The sequence below is a fragment of the Phaeobacter sp. JH20_02 genome (genome assembly GCF_048056915.1).
In the GTDB taxonomy this organism is placed as follows: Bacteria; Pseudomonadota; Alphaproteobacteria; order Rhodobacterales; family Rhodobacteraceae; genus Phaeobacter; species Phaeobacter bryozoorum.
In genome coordinates this window covers 219,443-237,958 of the sequence record NZ_JAYMVP010000021.1, presented here as the reverse complement: position 1 = coordinate 237,958, position 18,516 = coordinate 219,443, and the positions used below count along the sequence as shown (strand labels likewise).

Annotated in this window: 17 protein-coding genes; 7 read left to right on the top strand and 10 right to left on the bottom strand. The window is 63.2% G+C overall.

Features of this window, described 5'->3' with window-relative positions:
* Positions 1 to 7: 7 nt before the first annotated feature.
* Positions 8 to 493 (bottom strand): SH3 domain-containing protein, encoded by a 486-nt coding sequence (locus VWY34_RS06725; RefSeq protein WP_340547537.1) that lies wholly within the window; start codon positions 491 to 493, stop codon positions 8 to 10.
* 274 nt (positions 494 to 767) lie between these two features.
* Here VWY34_RS06725 and VWY34_RS06720 point away from each other — a divergent pair, with 274 nt between their 5' ends.
* From VWY34_RS06720 to VWY34_RS06705, 4 genes are all read left to right on the top strand, one after another.
* Entirely contained in the window at positions 768 to 1,754 is a 987-nt protein-coding gene (locus VWY34_RS06720; protein ID WP_340547475.1) for a 2-hydroxyacid dehydrogenase, read from the top strand.
* A 240-nt stretch (positions 1,755 to 1,994) separates the two neighbouring features.
* Positions 1,995 to 3,797, top strand: coding sequence for a gamma-glutamyltransferase (ggt, locus tag VWY34_RS06715; RefSeq protein ID WP_340547474.1), 1,803 nt, complete (start codon positions 1,995 to 1,997; stop codon positions 3,795 to 3,797).
* Between the two features lie 193 nt (positions 3,798 to 3,990).
* Positions 3,991 to 5,394, top strand: a complete 1,404-nt coding sequence (locus VWY34_RS06710; protein WP_416544696.1) for an FAD-binding oxidoreductase — start codon at positions 3,991 to 3,993, stop codon at positions 5,392 to 5,394.
* A 644-nt stretch (positions 5,395 to 6,038) separates the two neighbouring features.
* The gene (locus tag VWY34_RS06705) at positions 6,039 to 8,546 is read left to right on the top strand and encodes a GcvT family protein (protein ID WP_416544695.1); all 2,508 of its coding nucleotides are present in this window, start codon (positions 6,039 to 6,041) and stop codon (positions 8,544 to 8,546) included.
* Positions 8,547 to 8,647: 101 nt separating this feature from the next.
* On the opposite strand, the gene VWY34_RS06700 is transcribed toward VWY34_RS06705, so the two are convergent.
* Complete coding sequence (locus VWY34_RS06700; protein ID WP_416544694.1) at positions 8,648 to 9,835, bottom strand: diaminopropionate ammonia-lyase; 1,188 nt, start codon at positions 9,833 to 9,835, stop codon at positions 8,648 to 8,650.
* A gap of 101 nt (positions 9,836 to 9,936) precedes the next feature.
* Here VWY34_RS06700 and VWY34_RS06695 point away from each other — a divergent pair, with 101 nt between their 5' ends.
* Positions 9,937 to 10,416: an Lrp/AsnC family transcriptional regulator gene (locus VWY34_RS06695; protein WP_416544693.1), complete on the top strand. Its 480-nt coding sequence runs from the start codon at positions 9,937 to 9,939 to the stop codon at positions 10,414 to 10,416.
* A gap of 50 nt (positions 10,417 to 10,466) precedes the next feature.
* Here VWY34_RS06695 and VWY34_RS06690 read toward each other — a convergent pair whose 3' ends face one another.
* The 3 genes from VWY34_RS06690 to VWY34_RS06680 are packed head-to-tail and all read right to left on the bottom strand — an operon-like array spanning position 10,467 to position 13,173.
* Positions 10,467 to 11,147 (bottom strand): DUF938 domain-containing protein, encoded by a 681-nt coding sequence (locus tag VWY34_RS06690; RefSeq protein ID WP_416544692.1) that lies wholly within the window; start codon positions 11,145 to 11,147, stop codon positions 10,467 to 10,469.
* Positions 11,147 to 12,223, bottom strand: coding sequence for an NAD(P)/FAD-dependent oxidoreductase (locus VWY34_RS06685; protein WP_416544691.1), 1,077 nt, complete (start codon positions 12,221 to 12,223; stop codon positions 11,147 to 11,149). Before VWY34_RS06685 ends, VWY34_RS06690 begins: the two co-directional genes overlap by 1 nt.
* Positions 12,220 to 13,173 (bottom strand): aldo/keto reductase, encoded by a 954-nt coding sequence (locus tag VWY34_RS06680; RefSeq protein WP_416544690.1) that lies wholly within the window; start codon positions 13,171 to 13,173, stop codon positions 12,220 to 12,222. The genes VWY34_RS06685 and VWY34_RS06680 overlap by 4 nt, the downstream gene beginning before the upstream one ends.
* 141 nt (positions 13,174 to 13,314) lie before the next feature.
* Here VWY34_RS06680 and VWY34_RS06675 point away from each other — a divergent pair, with 141 nt between their 5' ends.
* Positions 13,315 to 13,926, top strand: a complete 612-nt coding sequence (locus VWY34_RS06675; RefSeq protein ID WP_416544689.1) for a CDP-alcohol phosphatidyltransferase family protein — start codon at positions 13,315 to 13,317, stop codon at positions 13,924 to 13,926.
* A 133-nt stretch (positions 13,927 to 14,059) separates the two neighbouring features.
* Here the strand turns inward: VWY34_RS06675 and VWY34_RS06670 are convergent, their stop codons facing one another.
* Positions 14,060 to 14,596 (bottom strand): Lrp/AsnC family transcriptional regulator, encoded by a 537-nt coding sequence (locus VWY34_RS06670; protein ID WP_416544688.1) that lies wholly within the window; start codon positions 14,594 to 14,596, stop codon positions 14,060 to 14,062.
* Here VWY34_RS06670 and VWY34_RS06665 point away from each other — a divergent pair.
* The gene (locus tag VWY34_RS06665) at positions 14,595 to 14,906 is read left to right on the top strand and encodes a cupin domain-containing protein (protein WP_340547466.1); all 312 of its coding nucleotides are present in this window, start codon (positions 14,595 to 14,597) and stop codon (positions 14,904 to 14,906) included. The genes VWY34_RS06670 and VWY34_RS06665 overlap by 2 nt on opposite strands.
* Before the next feature lie 112 nt (positions 14,907 to 15,018).
* Here the strand turns inward: VWY34_RS06665 and VWY34_RS06660 are convergent, their stop codons facing one another.
* Genes VWY34_RS06660 through VWY34_RS06645 form a run of 4 tightly spaced genes read right to left on the bottom strand, consistent with a single transcriptional unit; the run spans position 15,019 to position 18,428 of the window.
* Entirely contained in the window at positions 15,019 to 16,095 is a 1,077-nt protein-coding gene (locus VWY34_RS06660) for a BMP family ABC transporter substrate-binding protein (protein ID WP_416542996.1), read from the bottom strand.
* A 58-nt stretch (positions 16,096 to 16,153) separates the two neighbouring features.
* Entirely contained in the window at positions 16,154 to 17,074 is a 921-nt protein-coding gene (locus VWY34_RS06655; RefSeq protein ID WP_340547464.1) for an ABC transporter permease, read from the bottom strand.
* Positions 17,074 to 17,346 carry a hypothetical protein gene (locus VWY34_RS06650; protein ID WP_416544687.1) on the bottom strand — a complete coding sequence of 91 codons (273 nt, stop codon included), beginning with the start codon at positions 17,344 to 17,346 and terminating at the stop codon, positions 17,074 to 17,076. Before VWY34_RS06650 ends, VWY34_RS06655 begins: the two co-directional genes overlap by 1 nt.
* Positions 17,346 to 18,428, bottom strand: coding sequence for an ABC transporter permease (locus VWY34_RS06645; RefSeq protein ID WP_416544686.1), 1,083 nt, complete (start codon positions 18,426 to 18,428; stop codon positions 17,346 to 17,348). Before VWY34_RS06645 ends, VWY34_RS06650 begins: the two co-directional genes overlap by 1 nt.
* Positions 18,429 to 18,516 lie beyond the last annotated feature (88 nt).

The following is an 18,516-nucleotide window of genomic DNA, read 5'->3' as shown; positions in this document are numbered from 1 at the left end:
TGATGGCTCAGTCGCGCAGCTCATCCGGGGCCACCCCCCACAGCTTTTCCTTGGGCGCCCAGCCGCGATAGCCACCGGCAGAGATTGAACACCAGCTGATGTCGCATTTGCCCAGCCGCGCCACCACGCCCAGCTCAAAGGCGGCGGTCACAGGGGCGTTGGGGTCCGGGCGGGCATGGACCGTCAGCATGTCCTCTTCGATCAGCACGGTGCGTGACCCTGACAGCAGCGCATAATGAACCCAGCCGCCGGCTCCGTCGCGATCACGCACGCGGCGCCAGTGCCCGTATTCGGCGGTGATCTCCAGCGGCATCCCGCGCCGCTTGAACACCCAGTCGATCTTATGCGTCAGCGACGGACCCCGGCGCACGTTGCCCTCGGCAGCCTTCATCGACACGAACCGGGGCAGGGGCAGGTTGGTCACCGGCCCGCGTTCGTCACGGGCATGGCCGGGGGCAGGGGCCACCGCACCGGTCACGCCAATCAGGATCATGCCGACCACGGCCAGCCGGGACCGCAGATATGATGCCGAAATTTTCACTGCCTGCTCGCTTCTTATTGTCGCTGCCTGTTACCTGCCTGACCAATCCAAAAGCGCTGCGTTTTTTTGCCGACCTGCCCCTGATCTGATGTCCGGGTGCCGATCATCTGGAAAAAGAAAGCCGCGTCAGAGAGGCCGGAGGGCGGGATGGGTTCTTGTGCCTGCCCGCGTCCTGCGCCACGATGCCATGAGGCCAGAGAGATTGCAAAGCCGAGGGAGAGCAGCAGTGGCAAGAGAACGTCTGAGTGTTGTCGTTACGCGACGGTTGCCGGAGCCGGTCGAAACCCGGTTGAGCGAATTGTTCGATGTGCGTCTGCGCGAGGACGACACGCCGATGACCCGCGCCGAGCTGGCCACCGCGATGAAGGACGCCGATGTGCTGGTTCCAACCGTGACCGACACCATAGATGCCGCCTTGCTGGCGCAGGCCGGTGAGCGTCTGAAACTGATCGCCAACTATGGCGCGGGGGTCGATCACATTGATGTGGCCACTGCGCGCCAGCGGGGAGTACTGGTGTCCAACACGCCCGGCGTGCTGACCGATGATACCGCCGATATGGCAATGGCGCTGATCATGGCGGTGACCCGCCGAATCCCCGAAGGGCTTGCGATCATGCAGAAAGGCGACTGGCAGGGCTGGTCGCCCACCGCCCTGCTCGGCGGGCGGCTGGCCGGGCGGCGTCTGGGCATTCTGGGCATGGGCAGCATCGGGCAGGCGGTGGCCAAACGGGCCGCGGCCTTTGGTATGCAGGTCCATTACCACAACCGCCGACGCCTGCGCCCGGAGATCGAAGAGCGCTTTGAAGCCACCTATTGGGAGAGCCTCGATCAGATGGTGGCCCGCATGGATGTGCTGTCGATCAACTGCCCCTCGACGCCCTCGACCTTTCATCTGATGAACGCACGGCGGCTGAAACTGATGAAGCCCGATGCGGTGATCGTGAACACCTCGCGCGGGGAAGTGATCGACGAACACGCGCTGACCCGTATGTTGCGCTCCGGTGAAATCGCCGGCGCCGGTCTCGACGTCTATGAACATGGCACTGACATCAACCCGCGATTGCGCGAGTTGGAAAACGTCGTGCTGCTGCCGCATATGGGCTCCGCCACGCTTGAGGGACGTCTGGAGATGGGCGAGAAAGTTCTGCTGAATATCAAGACATTCGAGGACGGCCATCGACCACCAGATCAGGTTGTCCCCTCCATGCTGTAGGGATCTCAGGAAGGAAATATGTCCACCTGCAACGATCGGGGTGGATCAGCGTTCTTAATGAAGTTCAACTATTGGAATAGTGTTCCGGTTTATCTTTTCGATTCGGAACATCATCCCCATGTCAATATGTCGCGGACGCACAGGCATCTGTGCGCCGATGGCGGTATCTCAGCATTGCCGGGTTGCTCTGTGAAATGCCAGCATGCGCAGAAGATCACCACAGACGAGAGGAGAGGGACGATGAAACGAACACTGATTGCAGGGGTTTGGATCACGACGTTGGGCGCTGCCCTGCCGCTTATGGCACAGGAAGCGGCGGATGCCGTGGCGCCAGAGGGCGCGGCAGAAACCGCCGATGCCGGCTTTGCGGCCATCAGCGCCGATGTCGCCGCCGCCCTTGAGGCCAAATCCGCAGGCACCCCGGTCGAGTCCGAGAACTGGATGATTGCCGCTGCCAACCCCCATGCGGTGGCTGCCGGTGCCGAGGTGCTGCGCGCAGGCGGCACCGCTGCCGATGCCATGGTTGCGGTGCAGACCGTGCTGGGGCTGGTTGAGCCGCAATCCTCCGGTCTGGGCGGTGGTGCGTTCCTGGTCTGGTATGATGCGGCCAGCGGCGAGGTCACGACATTGGACGGGCGCGAAACCGCGCCACTGGCAGCGACGCCGACCCTGTTTCAGGACGACGCGGGCGAGCCGCTGAAATTCTACGATGCCGTGGTCGGGGGCCGGTCCGTGGGCACACCGGGCACGCCTGCCTTGCTGGAGGCGGCGCATCGTCGCTGGGGCCGTGCCGCCTGGCCGGGCCTGTTCACCGCCGCGATTGATCTGGCCGAAGAGGGCTTTGCCGTCTCCCCCCGGCTGGCCGGCCTGATCGAAAATGACGCCGACCGGCTGTCGCGCTGGTCGGATACCGCCGATTACTTCCTGCCCGGCGGCACGCCGCTGGCGGTGGGCAGCACGCTGAAGAATCCGGCCTATGCCGATACCCTGCGCCGCCTCGCGGATGAGGGCGCGCGCGGTTTCTACACCGGCCCGGTGGCCGAGGCGATCACCAATGCGGTGCGCAACGCCGAGGGCAACCCCGGCGTGCTGTCGGCGATGGATCTGGCACTCTATCAGGTAAAGGAGCGCCCCGCAGTCTGCGTCACCTACCGCGCGTTCGAAGCCTGCGGCATGGGGCCGCCGTCATCCGGGGCGCTGACCGTCGGGCAGATCCTCGGCATGTTGGGCAACTATGACCTGGCGGAACTGGGCGCCGATAACCCGCAGTCCTGGCGCCTGATCGGCGATGCCTCGCGCCTCGCCTTTGCTGATCGCGGCCGCTACATGGCCGACAGCGATTACGTGCCGGTGCCCACGCAGGGTCTGGTGGCGCCGGATTACCTCGCGACCCGCGCAACCCTGCTTGAGGGCGATGCCGCCCTGCCGGCGGTGAACGCAGGCGCGCCGGAGTTCGATCACGCGCTGCTGCTGGCCGATGATGAGTCGATTGAGCTGCCCTCGACCTCCCATATCTCCATCGTCGACCAGTATGGCAACGTTCTGTCGATGACCACGACCATTGAAAACGGCTTTGGCTCGCGGCTGATGGCGGCTGGGTTCCTGCTGAATAACGAGCTCACCGATTTCTCCTTCCGCACCCACAGCGACGGCGTGCCGATTGCCAACCGGCTGGAACCGGGCAAGCGCCCACGCTCCTCGATGGCGCCCACCATCGTGCTGAAGGACGGCAAGCCCGCTCTGGCCATCGGCTCCCCCGGCGGCAGCCGCATCATCGGCTATGTCGCCAAGACCATCGTCGCCTGGGCGGATTGGGGCATGGATGTGCAGCAGGCCGTGGCACTGCCCCATGCGGTGAACCGCTTTGGCACCTATGATGTCGAGGCCGGCACCAGCGCCGAGGAGATGGCCCAGCCGCTGATGGATATGGGGTTTGAGGTCAACGCCCGCGATCTGACCTCCGGCCTGCATGCCATCGAGATCGGTGACGGGCTGAAAGGCGGCGCAGATCCGCGCCGCGAAGGCATCGCGCTGGGGGGCTGATCGGCTCTCCGGGCCTCAGCTCAGGGCCGCACACTGCGCGCCCGCTCCGGACACCGGGGCGGGCGTTGTCTTTTGCGGATAATCCCGCACCTACCCTGTTCTGGGTATTGTCCGGGCCCGCGCGCCGACTTTAGGTTGACAGGTGACAGGTCCGGGCGTCAGCCCCGGCCGCTGAACGGGGGGAGACTGAACCATGGTGCAAGCCACAAGACTGCCGCGCAACGACGCCGGGATTGCCGCCGTCATTGACGCGTTGAAGGCGCGCTTTGGCACACAGCTACAGACCGGGCAGGCGATCCGCGAACAGCACGGCCACACCACCACCTGGATCAGCAATCAGGCGCCGGATGCGGTTGTCTTTCCCACCTCCACCGCCGAGGTGGCCGAGATCGTAAAGATCTGCGCGGACCACGGCGTGCCGGTTATCCCCTATGGCACCGGCACCTCGCTTGAGGGGCACGTAAACGCCCCCGCCGGGGGCATCTGCATCGACATGATGCGGATGGATCAGATCCTTGCCGTCCATGCCGAGGATCTGGATGTGGTGGTGCAGCCCGGCGTCACCCGCGAACAGCTCAACACCCATCTGCGCGATCAGGGCCTGTTCTTTCCCATTGATCCCGGCGCCAATGCCTCGCTCGGCGGTATGGCCGCAACGCGCGCCTCGGGCACCAACGCAGTGCGCTATGGCACCATGAAGGACAATGTGCTGGCGCTTGAGGCGGTGATGGCCGACGGCGGGGTGATCCGCACCGCTCAGCGCGCCAGGAAATCCTCGGCCGGCTATGACATGACACGGCTTCTGGTTGGCTCCGAAGGCACGCTGGGTCTGATCACCGAACTCACCCTGCGTCTGCAGGGCATCCCGGAGGCGATCCGCTCGGCCCGCTGCGCCTTTCGCAGCGTCGATGATGCCTGTCGTGCGGTGATGATGACCATCCAATACGGCATTCCCGTCGCCCGCATCGAACTGCTGGATGCGCTCAGCGTGCAGGCGGCCAATGCCTATTCCGGCCTCGACCTGCCGGAAATGCCGCTGCTGTTGCTGGAATTCCACGGCTCCGAGGCCGGTGTGGTTGAGCAGAGCGACATGTTTGCCACCATCGCCGAGGAGTACGGCGGCTTTGACATCGCGGCCACCTCAACGGCGGAGGACCGCAGCAAGCTCTGGCAGGCGCGCCACGATATGTACTGGGCCTGCCTGCAGCTGCGCCCCGGTGCCAAGGGGATCTCCACCGATGTCTGCGTGCCAATCTCGAAACTGGCGGAATGTGTCAGCGCTGCGCGCTCAAAGGCCGAGGAGATGGGGCTTCTGGCACCGATGGTGGGCCATGTCGGCGACGGCAATTTCCACGCGCTGTTGCTGATCGACATGGACAGCGCAGAAGAACGCGAAAAAGCCGATGCCTATGTGGGCTGGCTCAATGAGCTGGCGATCTCGATGGAGGGCACCTGCACCGGCGAACATGGTATCGGACAGGGCAAACGCCCCTATCTGACGCAGGAACTGGGCGAGACCACCCGCTATATGGCAGCGATCAAGGCGGCGCTGGACCCGGAAAATATCCTCAATCCCGGCAAGATACTGGAGATCTGAGGACCGCCCGCCGCCGCCACCGCGCCGGGCTGGCGGCGGAATTTGAGTATTTGAAGAAAGGTGACGGGATGGACCTCGCTCTGTCACCTTTCCTGAAATACTCACGGCGCTGCCCTCGCAGGGGCAGAAGTTGGCCCGTTGCGAAGCCGCCGCACGGTCGGCTTACCTTTGCTCAATGGCGCAATGGCAGGATCTGAGCTGATCGCGATCACCGCCGGGCCTGACACCCCCGGCACCATGGAACAGGGCCCATTGGCATGGGCACGCACAGACGACGTTTTTTCGTGCGGGGCAGAGTGCTCCGTCCCGCCTCCGCTTCTGGCGCCGCCGCCACTTGTTATTGCTCTTTGTTCTGGCCGGATATCACCACCGACCAAACAGCCGCAGCAGAGAACAAGAAAAGGACACTCCGGCAGGGCAATGCCCCGACCGGACCATATCCATGCGCATCGCGGCCTGTGCAAACCCAAAGAGGCAAATCGCGGCCATGACCGCGAAAACCGACAGGGGGTGGGCAGAAACCTGCATTCAGGGCGATGCTAGGTCGGTTTTGTTATGTTTTGGGTCGGATGGATTTGGCGCGGAATTTGCAGGCGGGGCATAACTCCCTGCAAACGAGTCATCATTTTCCGGAGAGCGGGCCCATGAAAACCCAAGTCAAAGCATTGGTCGTCGGCGGTGGTGCCGTCGGGACATCCATTGCCTATCACCTCGCCAAGGCAGGCTGGGACGATGTCATGCTGATCGAGCGGGATGAGCTGACCTCCGGCTCGACCTGGCACGCAGCCGGCCTGCTGCCGCTGTTCAACATGTCCTATGCGACCACCCACATCCACAAGTACTCGGTCGATTTCTACAAGACCCTGGAAGAGGAAACCGGCCTGAACGCGGGTTTCGCCGTGGTGGGCAACCTGCGCATGGCGCAGACCCAGGAGCGCATGGACGAATACATGCTCTATGCCTCTACCGCAGAGACCTGTGACGTGGCCTATGAGTGGCTGACCCCGGATCAGATCAAGGAGCGCTGGCCGCTGATCGAGACCGGCGACCTGAAAGGCGCGATCTACCACACCGAAGACGGCTACATTAACCCGGCAGACGTGACCCAGGCGATGGCCAAGGGCGCCCGTCAGCGCGGCGTTGAGATCCACCGCAAGCTGCAGGCCGATGCCTTCCACTGGACCGGCACCCACTGGGAAGTCACCTGCACCAAGATGATCGAAAAAGGCGGCAACCTGGTGGAGAGCGACGAGCAGGTGGTGATCACCGCCGAGCATGTCGTGACTGCCTCCGGCAACCACGCGCAGCGCACCGCCAAGATGCTGGGCATCAAGATGCCTGCGATCCCGGTCGAACACACCTTCATCGTCATGGACAAGGACCCTGAGCTGGTCAAATGGCGCGAAGCCGGCAACCCCGAGCACCCGGTGATCCGCGACGCCGACAATGAATCCTACGCCCGCGAAGAGCGCGGCGGCTGGATCCTCGGCATCTACGAGCACGGCGCGCCCGCGCGCTTTGAGCATGGCGTGCCCGACAGCTTCCGCGCCGACCTGTTCCCGCTGGATCTGGACCGGATTGCCGACCAGTATATGGCGATGGCGGAACGCGTGCCCTCCTGCGCCGAAAGCGGCCTGAAGGATGATTTCAACGGCCCGATCTGCTACACCCCCGATGGCAACCCGCTGGTTGGTCCGGCACCGGGCCTGCGCAACATGTGGCTGGCTGAGGGCTTCTCCTTCGGCATCACCGCCGCAGGCGGCACCGGCTACTACCTGGCGCAGATGATGGTGGATGGCGAAGCCGAGATCGACATGGCGTCGCTCGACCCGAAACGCTACTCCTCCAACTGGATGACCACCGAGTTCGCCGCGCGCAAGAACGAAGAGTGCTATGAGCACGTCTACATCCTGCACCACCCGGATGAAGAGCGCCCGGCAGCCCGCCCGCTGCGCACCGCGCCCGCATATGAGCGCCAGAAAGCGCGCGGCGCACAGTTCGGCTGGGTCAACGGCTGGGAACGCCCGAACTACTTCGGTCCGCTGGATGCACCCGACAATTTCGACGAGGAAAGCCGCTCTTTCCGTCGTGGCAAATGGTGGCAGCACGCTGTGGACGAAGCCAAGGCCATCCGCGAAGGCGTTGGTCTGGTGGATGCAACCGCCTTTACTAAGCATGTCGTCAAAGGCCCCGGTGCGACCCAGTTCCTCGACTGGTTCACCTGCAACAAGCTGCCGAAGATCGGGCGCATCAACCTGACCTATGCGCTGACAGCTTTCGGCACCACCCGCACCGAATACACCATCGTGCGCAACGGCGAGAACAACTATTATCTGGTCTCCGCCGGTGCCTGGTCTGAGTATGACGCCGACTTCCTGCGTAAGGCGGCTGAGGACAAGATGGAGGAGTTCGGCTACATCGAGATCCAGGACGTGACCACCCAGTGGGGCGTCTTCGCCATCGCAGGCCCCAAGTCGCGCGATGTGCTGAAAGAGGTGATCGTCGACGCCGATCCGGAAACCGCACTCTCCAACAAGCGCTTCCCCTGGCTGTCGGCCCGTCAGATCGAATTGGGCATGTGCCCGGTCAATGCGATCCGCGTGGCCTACACCGGTGAGCTGGGCTGGGAGCTGCATCACCCGATCGAGATGCAGAACTACCTGTTCGACCTCTTGGAGAAGGCGGGCGAGAAGCACGGCATGAAGCTGGTCGGCGCGCGCGCCCAGAACTGGCTGCGGCAGGAAAAATCCTACCGTGCCTTCGGCAACGAGCTGGGCCGCGACGCGACCCCGCTGGAAGCCGACCTGCCGCGCTTTGTCGATCTGGAGAAGGACTTCCACGGCAAGGACAAGCTGGTTGAGACTGGTGTCCGCGTGAAGTGCTGCACCCTGCTGATCGACGGCCCCGCCGATGCCGATCCCTGGGGCCGCGAGGCGCTTTATGCCGAGGATGGCACCCGTGTAGGCCGCCTGACCTCCGGCGGCTACTCGGTGGCCTTCGAGAAATCCATCGGCATGGGCTACGTAAAGCCTGAGCACGCGGTGGAAGGCACCAAGCTGAAGGTGAAGATCCAGGACAAGCTGTGGGATGCGGTTGTCACCTGCGACAGCCCCTATGATCCAAAGAACGAAACCATCCGCATGAATGGCTAAGGTCTGACGGAAGAGATGAGAAAGCCCCGGCCATTGTGCCGGGGCTTTTTTCATGTGTACCGGACCCAACAGCGCGATCCTGACAGGGCTGACAAACCCCGTCAGATATGTCCCTCCATGATCGCATTGACCACAATTGGATCGGTGATCCCTTCGGAGCCGATGATCACAACACGTGACGCAGCATCCAGCTTCAGCTCATCACGCAGGTCGTGGTCCAGCGCTCCGCACATCAACCCGATAAGACCGGCAACCGCGCTTTCGCCAGCGTCGATGCCGGGATCGCCACATGCTCCACCTGCGAGCAATCGGACGGCTGGGGCGACCAGGCTTTCGGGAATGGTCATGAAACTATCGACGGACTCGCCCAGAACCTCCCAGGCAATCTGCGAAGGCTCGCCGCAGGACAATCCTGCCATCAGCGTTTCCGAGGTGATCGAAACAGCGGTCGCCGCATTGGCCTTGCCGCTGGCAAACAGACAGGGCGCCAGTTCCGGCTCGACAATGATGCTGCGTGGAGCGGCATTGCCCCATTCCTGATGGAAAACCGCAATCACCGATGCAGCCAGCCCGCCAACGCCGCCCTGAAGGAACACATGGGTTGGCGGTTCAGGCAGGTCTCTCACGATTTCCCGCGCCATCACACCGTAGCCGGCCATGACATCCAGCGGTGGCTGCCTATAACCGGGCCAAGAGGTGTCCGACACAATTTTCCAGCCGTGTTTCTCGGCATCAATACGGGTCTGCGCAACCGTTGCATCATAGTCGCCATCGACGCGAATAACCTCTGCTCCCAGCGCCTGCATCGCTTCGGCGCGAAAGGGGCTCACTTCGGCATGGATGTAAATTCGGCACGTCGCCCCAAACCGCTGCGCGCCCCAGGCCACCGACCGGCCGTGATTGCCATCGGTTGCCGAAATCACGGTGATCTCCGAAATCTGATCTGCGAAACTGCCGCTGTGCAGGTCTTCGACGGTGATGGCCCGGCCCGTGGTCTCTGACAGCTCGCGCTGAAGCACGCGCAGAACAGCATAGGCCCCACCCAAGGCTTTGAAGCTGCCCAGACCGAACCTCGGTCCTTCGTGTTTGTAGTGGATCGCCTGAATGCCCAGCCTGTCCGCAAGGCTGGTCAAATTTGGCATCGGGGTCGGCTGGTAGCCGTCCCAGGTGCTGATTTCGCGGGCAGCCTCGTCAAATTCGCGACGAGGCAGAGCGTCCTGAACCTTCGGCCCCAACCTTGGTTGGGTGGTAAAGACATCTGGTTTGGTGGTTCTGAATATGTCTAGCATCATACGATCCTTTTTTGCGCCTGCGCAAAAATACGTCGATTTACATGGGCTATGACTTCGGAATCATGGACCGCCGTGCAAAAATTGCGCACAGATATGGCATGGGAAAAGAAAATTTATCACAGGGGCTGGATTCCTATGATCTGGCGATCCTGCGGATCCTGCAACAGGACTGCACCAAGCCACAGCGTCAGATCGGCGAGATGGTCAATCTGTCGACCGCATCGGTCCAGCGGCGTATCCGGCGCATGGAGGCGGATGGCGTGATTTCGACCCAGGCCGCCCAGATCGAGCCGAAGACGGTCGGCCTGCCGCTGACCATTCTTGTGGAGGTCGAACTGAGGGCCGAGACAGCGGGCCGGATCGACGATATCAAGCGCAGCTTCCAAGACGCTCCGGAAATCCAGCAATGCTACTATGTCACCGGCGAAGTGGATTTCATCCTTGTGGTGATCGTTGGGGACATGTCGGAATATGAAGCGCTGACGCAACGGCTGTTTTTTCCGAATGACAATATTCGGAAGTTCCGCACCTTTGTCACTATGGACCGCACCAAGTCGACGATGCAGCTGAATATCTGACCGGTGCCTGACGTGGCGCAGGGCCGACGCGGTCACCTATGTGCCAGCTCTCACCCGGATTGACGTATCGCCACCAGCGCCAGATTGTTGGCGGGCATCTCGATCACCTGGCGCATCTCCAGCCCGCTGTCTTGCAGCCAGTCCATCACGTCGAAATCATCCTTGTAACCGACCTCCGGGTCATGGGCGGTCAGCTTGGCGTGAAAGCTGCGGTCGCCCTCGCTGGTCAGCTCACCGCCGCGCATGAACGGGCCGTAGATCAGGAAGTGCCCGCCCGCCGCCAGATGGCGCGCGGCCTCGCGGATCAGGGTCTGGGCCTCGGGCGTGCTGATCAGATGCAGCAGATTGCACAGCACGATCAGATCAAAACGGCCCAGCCCGTCAGGCCAGGGGGCTTCGGTGGCATCGAGCTGGATCGCCGTCGCGATATTGCGACAGCCGCTGTCACCGGTATAGGCATTGATGCTGGTCAGGCGTGCCGGGTTCACATCGCTGGGCTGCCAGTCCAGATGCGCGCAGCGGCCGGCAAAGCCGACCACATGCTGCCCGGTGCCGCTGGCAATTTCCAGCGCGCGGGGGCGAGGGCCATCCGCACCGTCGGGTTGCGGGGCAATCCGGGCCAGAAGATCCGCGATCGGCTCCAGATTGCGCGCCGCCGACGGAGCAAAGAGTTTTGCCCCTGCATCCGGCAGCGTGACGGAGGCCTCTCCGGGCACCGTGCGCACAACCATCAGCGCAGCCTTTCCGGGCTGAGCGCGGCCACGTTCGTGGCGTCGATGTCCGGTGTCTGCCCGGTGACCAGATCGGCAATCAGCCGCCCGGCGGCGGGGGAGCTCTGCACGCCATAGCCGCCCTGACCTGCACACCAGACAAAACTGGCCACCGCCGGATCCGGCCCCAGCACCGGCACGCCATCGGCTACAAAACTGCGCAGGCCGGCCCAGTTGTGCTCAACTCGGGTGACCGGGGTTGTCACCATCTCCTCATAGCGGGCCAGCCCCTCGGCAAGCACCATGTCATCGGCATAGGCATCCTGCGGCGGCACCGGATCGGCGTCAGCGGGCGAGACCAGCAGCTTGCCGGCATCGGGTTTGGCATACCAGCTCTCACCGACGCCCATGATCATTGGCCAGGTGGTGACATCGTGGCCACCGGGCGCGGGCAGCCGCGCCATGGAGCGGCGCTTGGGTTGCAATCCGATGGGCGCGATCCCGGCCATCTGTGCCAGCTCATCCGCCCAGGCCCCGGCCGCATTGATAATCGTTGTGGCGGTGATCACATCGTCACCGCAGCTCACCTGCCAGCCCGCGGTGCTGCGGTCCAGACCGGTGACAGCGGCGCGGGTGCGGATGTCACCCCCATGGGCGCGCAGCTCTCTGGCAAAGCCCTGCAACAACAGGTCCGCATCCAGATCCTGCGCCGCATCATGGCTGGCCGCAAATTTGACCTGCTCGGGATCAAGCACCGGCACCATCTGGCAGGCCGCCGCAACCGAAATCGGCGTCAGATCCAGCTCGGCGCAATCGGCCTCGAAACGCGCGGCCTGATCGGCGCGCCCGACCAGCAGCAGCCCGCGCGGGCTGAGACAGCCATGGGCGCGGTGGTGGGCCTCACTGGCCCGGCTCAGCGCCTGTACCGGCGCGGGGCCGTAATTGGCCTCAAACATCGCCGCAGAGCGCCCGGAGGAGTGATAGCCAAGCGCCTCTTCCCGCTCCAGCACCAGAACACGCCCCCGTGGCGCAAGGGCGGCGGCGGCGCTCAGACCGGCAAGCCCGCCGCCGATGATCAGATAGTCGACCGTTGTCATTGCTGTTCCTCCAGCCGGTCTGTTGCGGGCGCCGGACGCGGTGACAGCGCCGACATGCGGGCGTAGAGGTCCGGCGTCACCTCAATCTCCAGCGCCGCCAGCGAGGGGCGCAGCTGTGCGCGTGACCGGGCCGAGATTATGGGGGTCACATTGCGCCCATAGGCGGCGGCCCAGGCCACGGCGAGGCTGGCCGGATCAACCTCCAGTTCGGCGGCAAGATCGGCCAGGGCACGGGCGCTCTCCTGCATCCAGGGCTGACCATAGCGTTCGGCGTAACGCGGATCCTCGTCCAGCCGCCCCCGGCTGTGACCCGCCTGCTGGGCACTGCTGTATTTGCCCGTCAGCATCCCGCCGCCCAGTGGCGAATAGGGGGCCACATGCAGGCCCTGATCAGCGCACATCGGCAGGATCTCCACCTCGACCTGACGCTTCAGCAGCGAATACATCGGTTGCAGGATGGCGGGTCGCAGGTCGAATTCCTGCCCGATCATGATCGCCTTCATCACCTGCCAGGCGGCAAAGTTCGACAGCCCCAGATAGCGGATCTGCCCGGCGTCGCGCAGCTCGGCGAGACAGGCAAGGGTCTCGCGCAGGTCCGTCTCTTCGTCGTAGCGGTGCAGGTAGAGGATATCGACCATGTCCTGCCCCAGACGCGCGCGCGACTGATCGAGCTGGCGCCGGATATTGTCAGGGCCTGCGCCGCCGGTATAGGCGACCTTGGTGGCGATCAGCAGGCTGTCACGGTCTTCCCGGATCAGCTGGCCCAGCAGCGCCTCGCTACGGCCCTCGGTATAGACCCAGGCGGTGTCGAAATGGGTCACCCCCGCAGCGCGGCAGGCCTGGTACATTTCGGCCGACTGGGCAGCATCGGCGCGGCCGCCAAATTGCATGGTGCCAAAGGCAAGGGGGCTTGCGGGGGTGCCGTCGAGGCTGATCAGTTCGGTGCTCATGCGGCGGAGGGTGGCACGCATCTGCGGCAATCAAAAGCGCAAAATATCGGCGCGGGGCATAAAGAGATCTGCGCGAGACACCGGCTCTGCCCTATCATAATCGTGAGTGGCAAAGCCCCGGTGCGCAGGGTAGGGGAGAGTATGTTCGATTCAAAAATTCGCCCGCTGATCGACCCGATGCTGAATGCCCAGGGGCAGGTCATCGCGCGCGCGGGCATCAGTGCCAATCAGGTGACGCTCCTTGGGCTGGCGCTGGGGCTGCTGGCGGCCGGGATGATCGCCTGTTCGCTCTTTGCGCTGGCGCTGCTGCCGCTGCTTCTGTCGCGGCTGGCCGATGGTCTGGACGGCGCGGTGGCACGCGCCAGCGAGCCAAGCGATTTTGGCGGCTATCTCGATATCACCTGCGATTTCCTGTTCTACGGTGCGGTCCCCTTTGCCTTTGTGCTGGCGGATCCTGCGCAGAATGGCGTGGCCGGGGCGTTCTTGCTGATGACCTTCTATGTGAATGGCACCAGTTTCCTCGGCTATGCGGTGCTGGCGGAGAAACACAAGATGACAAGCACGGCGCGCGGGGTCAAAACGCTTTATTTCACCGGCGGTCTGCTGGAGGGGGCGGAGACGATCGGTTTTTTCGTGCTCTTGTGCCTGCTGCCAGCGTGGTTTGCACCGATGGCCTGGGTGTTTGGCGCGCTCTGTCTGGTGACCGCCACCTCCCGCGTGCTCCTGGCGCTGCGGGTGTTTCGCCGCGACTAAAGGGCAGCGCCGCTGCCGGGGCGGTTTGAGTATTTATGGAAAGATGACGGGCAGGGCCGCGCGCGCTTTGAGGTTCGGCCCATGAACGGACACGGGAGCGGACCCGAGATCTGCGGCCGGCATCTGCGCGGGATTATCGGAGGGTGCGCAGCACCACGTTCGAGTTCGAACCGGCAATCCAGTCGCTGGCCCCGATCCTGTCATTGAGCGCCGTCAGCGCGGCGACATCCGGCACGGCACATCTGACGATGGCGTCGATCTCACCGGACAGAGACATCACCTCCTGCACGCCCTCGAGCGAGGCCATCCAGGTCAGCGCATCGGTGCATGGGCGGACCGCAATTCTGACGAAGAGGACCGCCCGGATCAGGTCGTCCTGAGGCTCTGATAGCTGAACCCGATATCCGCTGATCACGCCACGTGTCTCAAGCTTCGACAGCCGGTCCTGAACCGCGGTCCGGGACAGGCCGATCTGGCGCCCGATTTCGGCAGCGCTGGTGCGGGCGTTCCGTTCCAGAACCGCCAATATCCGTTTGTCCGTCCGATCCACGTTGAATTCCCCGATTGGCAGGCTGATCACGTCGGACCGCAAGTATCCGATCCGTTGCCGCAGCCGTAACATCGCAGTTGAGATGAACCACATCAACCACAGCAGCCGGGGGTAGGGCATGAAGAAGATCACCGCAACGGCGTTTACGGGCGAAAAGGCCTGGGACGCGCTGGATATCGAACGCATAAGCGATGCAACCGTGCGGCTGCATTGGACCGACGCGCCGTATAAATGGCATGTCAACGATGGCCCTGAGGTCTTTGTCGTGCTGGACGGAGAGGTCGACATGCATGTTCGCATAGACGGGGCCGAGCGTATCCTGCGCCTGCTGCCGGGTGACATCTTTCATGCCGAGAGCGGCGATGAACATGTGGCGCATCCCGATGGGCCGGTGCGGGCGCTTGTCATTGAAACGGCGGGCAGCATCTAGACGGCGGCATTTGCCCTGCGGTCGCGCGAGAGGAACAGCGACGGCCGCTATGAAAAAGGCCCGCCGGACTGGCGGGCCTTTCTGCTGCGGGTCATCTGAAGGCGGTGGCCGCTTATTGCGGAATGTCGCCTTCCAGGCCTTCGACGTAGAAGTTCATGCCGGCCAGGGTGCCGTCATCGGCGGTCTCGCCTTCGGCCAGCCAGTCGGAGCCGTCCTGCTTTTTGATCGGGCCGGTGAAGGCGTGGTAGGAGCCATCGGCCAGCGCGGCTTTCAGCTCCAGTGCGGAGGCTTTCACATCAGCGGGAACCGCATCGGAGATTTCACCGATGCCAACCATGCCGGCGCCAATGCCGTCCCAGGTGTCGCTGCTTGTCCAGGTGCCGTCGATCACGGCCTTGGTGCGGGCGATGTAATAGGGCGCCCAATTGTCGATGATCGAGGAGACGCGCGGCTTGGGCCCGTATTCGGCCATATCGGACGCCTGACCAAAGGTGATCACATTGCCTGCGGCCTGTGCGGCGGCCTGCGGTGCGGTGGAATCGGTGTGCTGCAGGATCACGTCAGCCCCCTGTTCGATCAGCACCTTGGCGGCATCAGCCTCTTTTGCGGGATCAAACCAGGTGAAGGCCCAGACGATCTTGAACTGGACGTCGGGGTTCACCTTCTTGGCGTGCAGATAGGCCGAGTTGATGCCGCGGATCACTTCGGGGATCGGGTAGGAGCCGATGTAGCCGACGATATTGCTCTCGGTCATATGGCCGGCAATGTGGCCCTGAACCGCGCGGCCCTCGTAGAAGCGGGCGGAGTAGGTCGAGACGTTGTCGGCGCGCTTGTAGCCGGTGGCGTGCTCGAACTTCACGTTCGGGAATTTCTTGGCGACGTTGATGGTGGGATCCATGTAGCCAAAGGAGGTGGTGAAGATGAGATCCGCACCTTCCAGCGCCATCTGGGTCATCACGCGCTCGGCATCGGGGCCTTCTGCGACGTTCTCGACATAGACGGTTTCGACCTTGTCGCCGAATTCCGCAACCACGGCCTTGCGGCCCTGATCGTGTTCATAGGTCCAGCCACCGTCACCGACAGGGCCGACATAGACAAAGCCCACTTTGGTCTTGTCCTCGGCCAAGGCCGCACCGGTGGCCAGGCCAAGCGCCACGGCGGCGCTGGTCAGAAGGTTGGTCAGTTTCATCAGGTTCTCCCCAGTTGCATCTATTGGCCCCGACAGCGGGGCAGTGAAAAGCCCCCCGTCAGCGGGAGGCGTGGAAGTTGCGGCCAAGGGCGGCAGGTGCGCTGCTTTTGTCCGCCGAAAGAATGACAAGCACGATAATTGTGATCACGTAGGGCGACATTGCCAGATACTCCACCGGGATGGCAACGCCTGCCGCTTGCAGATTGAGCTGCACCACGGTGACGCCGCCAAAAAGATAGGCACCAAGGAGTGCGCGCCAGGGTTTCCAGCTGGCAAAGACCACCAGCGCCAGCGCAATCCAGCCCACGCCCGCGGTCATGCCTTCGGTCCATTGCGGCACCCGGATAAGGCTGATGTAGGCCCCGCCGATACCGGCACAGGCGCCACCGAACATGATCGCCATCAGGCGGATGCGGATCACCTTATACCCCAGCGCATGGGCGGCATCGTGGTTTTCCCCCACCGCGCGCAGCACCAGTCCGGCGCGAGAGAATTTCAGCAGCGCCCAGACTGCGGCGGTCAGCGCGATGCCGAAATAGAGGATGATGTCATGGCCAAAGAGGATCGGGCCAATCACCGGCAGGTCGCTCAGGACGGGGATGTGGATGTCGCTCATCTGTGGCGGTTTCACACCGACGTAGGATTGCCCCATCAGCGCCGACAGGCCGAGGCCGAACAGCGTCAGCGCCAGACCGGAGGCCACCTGATTGGCCTGCGCCACAAGGGTCAGAAAGCCAAACAGAACCGACAGCGCTGCCCCGGCAACGGCGGCGGCAAGGAACCCGATCAGGGGCGAGCCGGTCTCCACCGCGGTGGCAAAGCCTGCGATGGCGCCGGTGATCATCATGCCTTCGACGCCAAGGTTCAGAACGCCTGATTTCTCCACCACCAATTCGCCAATGGCAGCGATCAGGATCGGTGTGGCCGCCACCATCAGCGAGGCGATGAGCAGGACCGGGTTGATTGCAGAAAGATCCATCAGATGTCCCTCATGGCCAAAGCTAGGAGAAGAAAGCCGCTTGCTGCGAACAATGAGCCAGTTGCGACGGCTATGCTGGACAATACGCGCTTTAGTGCAGGTTGCGATGTTGAGTGCCCAACAAAGGCTACTGCCACGATGACCGGAATAGTAATGAACCAGAACATTGCCGGTGCAATAATCCACATTTGCAATCCAGCTAGATGCAGTACGGCGTACACGACCAAAGCGCCAAGGATGCCGAAAACGAGATTTGTGGCAGTGTTTCCCATCACACCACCTCGGGTTTGCAGAGCGCAATGCGGAAATTGGTCAGGAGATCCAGCGCCAGAAGGAAGAACAAAAGCATCCCCTGAAACACCTGGATCGCCGCCGAAGGCAGGCCCATGTTGGACTGGGCGATATCGCCACCGATATATGTCAGCGCCATCAGACCACCCGCCAGCAGGATGCCGACAGGGTGCAACCGGCCCAGAAAGGCCACGATAATGGCGGTAAACCCGTAGCCGACGTTGAAATCGATGGAGATCTGGCCAGAGGGGCCGGAGACCTCGAACAGACCCGCAAGACCCGCCAGCGCGCCGGAGGAGCCAAGGCAAAACAGCACAAGGCGGGTGGGGTTCACGCCCGCAAAACGCGCGGCACGTGGCGCCTCGCCAGTCAGGCGGATGTGATAGCCCAGCATGTGACGGTTGAGCAGCACATAAGCAAAGATCACCGCGATCAGCGCCGCCACAACACCCCAGTGCATGCCGGTGCCCGTGATCAGCTCGGCGTTATGGGCGCTGTCCCAGGATTGCAGGTTGCGCGAGCCGGGAAAGCCAAAGCCCTCGGGGTTTTTCAGCAATCCCAGCGAGACCGAGGCGAGAAACTGCTCGGCCACATAGACCAGCATCAGCGAGACCAGGATCTCATTGGTGCCAAAGCGGGTTTTCAGCACTGCGGGGATCATCGCCCAGGCCCAGCCCCCCAGCGCGCCTGCCACCACCATCAAGGGAAAGATCAGTGCTGAGTCTGTAGGGTAAAAGGCAAGGCCAGCCCCGGCGCCACAGATGGCGCCCATGATATACTGGCCCTCGGCGCCGATGTTCCAGATGCCCGCGCGAAAGCCCAAGGACAGGCCGATGGCGATCAGCACCAGTGGCGCGCCCTTCACCAAGAGCTGCGGGCGGTAGTAAAAAGCAAATTCGCCAAACAGCGGATCCCAGAAAATGGTGCGGATCGCCTCAACCGGGTTCTTGCCAAGGGCCGCAAACAAAAGCCCGCCCGCGATCATGGTCGCCAGCACCGCCACCAGCGGCGTCGCCATCGACCAGACCCGCGAGGGCTGTGGTCTCTTTTCTAGCCGGATCATTGTTGTTGTCCCCCCCGGTCGCAGATCTGTGCCTGCGTGCCTGTCATCTTTCCAAAAATACTCACACTCCCGACCCGGCAGCCCGCGC

What these genes read in the sequence shown, in the direction of transcription:
- VWY34_RS06725 (WP_340547537.1), bottom strand. Translation starts at nt 493, where the DNA reads ATGATCCTGATTGGCGTGACCGGTGCGGTGGCCCCTGCCCCCGGCCAT.
- ggt (WP_340547474.1), top strand. Translation starts at nt 1,995, where the DNA reads ATGAAACGAACACTGATTGCAGGGGTTTGGATCACGACGTTGGGCGCT.
- VWY34_RS06710 (WP_416544696.1), top strand. Translation starts at nt 3,991, where the DNA reads ATGGTGCAAGCCACAAGACTGCCGCGCAACGACGCCGGGATTGCCGCC.
- VWY34_RS06705 (WP_416544695.1), top strand. Translation starts at nt 6,039, where the DNA reads ATGAAAACCCAAGTCAAAGCATTGGTCGTCGGCGGTGGTGCCGTCGGG.
- VWY34_RS06700 (WP_416544694.1), bottom strand. Translation starts at nt 9,835, where the DNA reads ATGCTAGACATATTCAGAACCACCAAACCAGATGTCTTTACCACCCAA.
- VWY34_RS06695 (WP_416544693.1), top strand. Translation starts at nt 9,937, where the DNA reads ATGGGAAAAGAAAATTTATCACAGGGGCTGGATTCCTATGATCTGGCG.
- VWY34_RS06690 (WP_416544692.1), bottom strand. Translation starts at nt 11,147, where the DNA reads ATGGTTGTGCGCACGGTGCCCGGAGAGGCCTCCGTCACGCTGCCGGAT.
- VWY34_RS06685 (WP_416544691.1), bottom strand. Translation starts at nt 12,223, where the DNA reads ATGACAACGGTCGACTATCTGATCATCGGCGGCGGGCTTGCCGGTCTG.
- VWY34_RS06680 (WP_416544690.1), bottom strand. Translation starts at nt 13,173, where the DNA reads ATGAGCACCGAACTGATCAGCCTCGACGGCACCCCCGCAAGCCCCCTT.
- VWY34_RS06675 (WP_416544689.1), top strand. Translation starts at nt 13,315, where the DNA reads ATGTTCGATTCAAAAATTCGCCCGCTGATCGACCCGATGCTGAATGCC.
- VWY34_RS06665 (WP_340547466.1), top strand. Translation starts at nt 14,595, where the DNA reads ATGAAGAAGATCACCGCAACGGCGTTTACGGGCGAAAAGGCCTGGGAC.
- VWY34_RS06670 (WP_416544688.1), bottom strand. Translation starts at nt 14,596, where the DNA reads ATGCCCTACCCCCGGCTGCTGTGGTTGATGTGGTTCATCTCAACTGCG.
- VWY34_RS06660 (WP_416542996.1), bottom strand. Translation starts at nt 16,095, where the DNA reads ATGAAACTGACCAACCTTCTGACCAGCGCCGCCGTGGCGCTTGGCCTG.
- VWY34_RS06655 (WP_340547464.1), bottom strand. Translation starts at nt 17,074, where the DNA reads ATGGATCTTTCTGCAATCAACCCGGTCCTGCTCATCGCCTCGCTGATG.
- VWY34_RS06650 (WP_416544687.1), bottom strand. Translation starts at nt 17,346, where the DNA reads ATGGGAAACACTGCCACAAATCTCGTTTTCGGCATCCTTGGCGCTTTG.
- VWY34_RS06645 (WP_416544686.1), bottom strand. Translation starts at nt 18,428, where the DNA reads ATGATCCGGCTAGAAAAGAGACCACAGCCCTCGCGGGTCTGGTCGATG.